The organism is Brasilonema angustatum (assembly GCF_059505445.1).
Window position 1 is genome coordinate 1 of the sequence record NZ_JCACKO010000103.1, and the last position, 3,217, is coordinate 3,217.

Annotated in this window: 4 protein-coding genes and 1 pseudogene; 2 read left to right on the forward strand and 3 right to left on the reverse strand. The window is 42.6% G+C overall.

Annotated features, from left to right (window positions below):
- Positions 1-204 (forward strand): annotated as a pseudogene (locus AC5JM2_RS18100) (hypothetical protein); the annotation flags it as partial.
- A 252-nt stretch (positions 205-456) separates the two neighbouring features.
- Here AC5JM2_RS18100 and AC5JM2_RS18105 read toward each other — a convergent pair.
- The 3 genes from AC5JM2_RS18105 to AC5JM2_RS18115 form a co-directional block, all read right to left on the reverse strand.
- Positions 457-825, reverse strand: a complete 369-nt coding sequence (locus AC5JM2_RS18105) for a hypothetical protein (protein WP_495836243.1) — start codon at positions 823-825, stop codon at positions 457-459.
- Positions 826-972: 147 nt separating this feature from the next.
- The gene (ggt, locus tag AC5JM2_RS18110; protein ID WP_495836244.1) at positions 973-2,679 is read right to left on the reverse strand and encodes a gamma-glutamyltransferase; all 1,707 of its coding nucleotides are present in this window, start codon (positions 2,677-2,679) and stop codon (positions 973-975) included.
- Between the two features lie 79 nt (positions 2,680-2,758).
- Complete coding sequence (locus tag AC5JM2_RS18115; RefSeq protein ID WP_495836245.1) at positions 2,759-2,944, reverse strand: hypothetical protein; 186 nt, start codon at positions 2,942-2,944, stop codon at positions 2,759-2,761.
- 59 nt (positions 2,945-3,003) lie between these two features.
- Between AC5JM2_RS18115 and AC5JM2_RS18120 the strand changes: the two genes are divergently transcribed.
- The gene (locus AC5JM2_RS18120) at positions 3,004-3,168 is read left to right on the forward strand and encodes a helix-turn-helix domain-containing protein (RefSeq protein ID WP_495836246.1); all 165 of its coding nucleotides are present in this window, start codon (positions 3,004-3,006) and stop codon (positions 3,166-3,168) included.
- Positions 3,169-3,217 lie beyond the last annotated feature (49 nt).

Below are 3,217 nucleotides of genomic sequence, written 5' to 3' on the forward strand. Positions count from 1 at the left end.
ATCGCCTTTTACAAGTCCCCATCTTACTCTAACAGGGACTTTTGCAAGAGGTCTATTGAGCAGGCTGTAGAGACGCTGCGGCTTTCGGGGGTACAGTTTGTATCGTCCGCGATCGTGCAGTTTACACAGAGTACAAGTCCTTACCGTCAGGCTTGCTTAGTGAAAGACCCTGACGGACACGCAATGTTGCTGATTGCAGAATAACGTAAGTAAAATTATGGTTATCTATAGGACTCCTCCGCAGATTTTTGCGAAGCTTCGTACACCTTTATTCCTTCTGAAGCGTTCGGTGTTCGGTGTTAAGCGTCCCCTGTCTCTACTTTGTGATTCACAAAAATCAGATAGGATTGCTATAGAGCTACGATAATTTTTGGTTTGTTTTCTTTACGCTATTACAATTCCTTCAGTCCCAAGGCTGATTTTGTGACGTGCAGATAACCCTAAAATCACGCAGGATTATGATTTTTCAATTATGTACCTTTCAATTTTTAAAATTGCTTGGTCAATTGTATTAATAACTCCATCAACAGCATTTTTCTGTTGCTCTAACGGTGCAAGCTGTTGAGCTAAAGCACGGCGATCAGCATCACGATTAATTGTTTGAACGGTTCGTACAAGGCGACCGATAGTACCACCACCCCTGAGTTTAGAGCCTCTTTGACGAACTCTATCAGTATATTCTGCACGAATTATTTTCTGCTGTTGAGATATTTCTCTTTTTACAAAAGCATACTCTTTCTTTTTTAACTTCAATTCTTTGATTGCTATTTTGGCTTCTGCCAATGATTGGACTGAAATGTGTAATTTCCCATCATCGGTAATCATCACAAAGCTGCTTTGCTCGGGCAACATACTTTTGTGTTAAATCATTTTATTAACTATAACTTATATCCAGTATTGCAATCCAACACTGTAACGATAATTAAGCTGACAGCTGGGTCAAACAAAAGCCAACTGACTTGAAATTTGAATTCAGAACGCAAGAGCTGCACTTGCTGGTCTGCGCTGATCGCTAGCACCGTAGAACAAACCAGTTGTAGGGTTCACCAAGATCGACTCTGATGCTCCCCAAGTGAGGGTTTCATTATTAAATTTGAATCCCATTTGTGATAGCGACTGTATAGTGTCGGGTGATAAGGAACCTTGTTCAAGGTAGATCGAATTGGGCAAGCCTTGATAATGAAAGCGAGGATAGTCTACAGCGTCTTGAATATTAAAGCCGTAGTCGATCACGTTAGTGATCACATTTAGAACAATTGTGGTAATCCTTGAACCTCCTGGGCTACCAGTGACCATAAAGACTTTACCATTTTTCAAGACAATGGTTGGACTCATAGAACTCTGAGGTCGCTTACCAGGTTGAATTGCGTTTTGACTTCCTTGCACTAAGCCAAATAGATTCGGCACTCCTGGTTTCGATGTAAAGTCGTCCATCTCATTGTTCAGGAGGAAACCTGTATTACCAGCAATCACGCCAGCCCCAAACAGAGCATTTATAGTATAAGTTACCCCCACTGCATTCCCATGCCGATCAACGATTGAGTAATGAGTGGTGTTAGTCCCCTCCTTTGTAGTTGCACAAGAGTTGACCTGGCAAGGTGGGGTAGCACCAGATTCCGGGATCTTATTGCGAATACTAGCCGCGTAGTCTTTAGAAAGTAATCGGTCCAGGGGAATTTTGATAAAGTTCGGATCTCCTAAGTAAGTATTTCGGTCGCCGTAAGCATACAACATTGTTTCCAATATGCGTTGCACACTTGTAGGTGAGCGGAACCCCAACTTAGAAAGCGGGTAGCCTTCCAAAATATTTAGCATCTGACAAACAACAGTCCCGCCTCCCGGAGGTGGGGAAGAAATAATGTCATAACCTCGGTAGTTACACTTAACTGGCTGTGTTTCTTCCACGGTGTAATTGGCTAAGTCCTTTTTAGTCAGAATCCCCTTATTTTCTGAGCTAGCTTTTACCAATTCATCAGCAATAGATCCTTTGTAGAAAGCCTGCGATCCCTTAGTCGCAATCAGCTTTAGAGTCTCAGCCAAGTTTTTCTGTACCAAGCGATCGCCTACTTGATATGGAGTCTTACCGTTTTTCAAAAAAATGGCGGCGACGTTCGGCTCAGATGCAAAGTTTGCAGTCTTCGGACTTAGGTTTTTTATGTCTCCCTCCTGCAAAACATAGCCCTTCTGGGCTAGCCGAATCGCCGGAAGCATCACTTGCTTGCGACTCATAGTTCCATATTTTGTAAGTGCCCGCTCAAGTCCTAAAACTGTGCCCGGAACGCCGACAGCAAGATAACCAGTAGTACTCAACTTGGGGATCACATTGCCGTTTTGATCGAGGTATAAATTCGGTTTTGCAGCTAATGGTGCCTTCTCTCGAAAATTGATAAACGTATTTTTACCGTTAGCCAAATGGATTGTCATGAATCCACCGCCACCAATATTGCCACAGCAGGGATCAACCACTGCTAATGCATACCCAACACCAACAGCTGCGTCTATGGCGTTACCACCATCTTTGAGAATCTGTAACCCAACTTCCGATGCATATTTTTGCGAGGTGGTTACTACACCGTTCTTGCCTTCTACAGGGACTGCAGCCAAAACCACTTGAGAAATACTAACTTCAAAGCTAGTGAATAAAGCTCCAACAGCCAAAACCAGCATCCTGCTTCTCATATTAGTAACCCAACCTCTTGACTTTGTTTAACGGGGGTTAGAAACTGTAACTTAATTTTTGGACAAAGCAACGAGATTGCTACTCATTTTTGGGTAGTTCTGAGATTAGTTGGTCAACAAAATTTCTAAGCTGTTCTTGCCAATTGGGGACAGTTTTAAGTAATTCTCGCTGTCCTCTTCGACCTTTAAAGCTTATCGGTTTAGTGTCTAGAGGTTCGCTCCCATACGGTAAAGCACCAAGCTTATGTTTTTTCTGAAAAGGCATTGATCTTTGCTCTATATATTCGTAGACTAATATATAGCATGTATCAAGAGGTTGAGTCAATGCTGTTAGGTTTCAAGACCGAGTTGAAACTAAATAACCAACAGCGTACAGCATTTGCGAAGCATTGTGGTGTGGCACGTCATGCTTGGAATTGGGGATTAGCTTTAACCAAACAGATTTTGGATCACAACAAAGCTAATCCAGATGCCAAAATCAAATGGTAGAGTCGAGAGGGGATATTATTCCCCGTCCCTCTCTGTTAGAACCGGACGT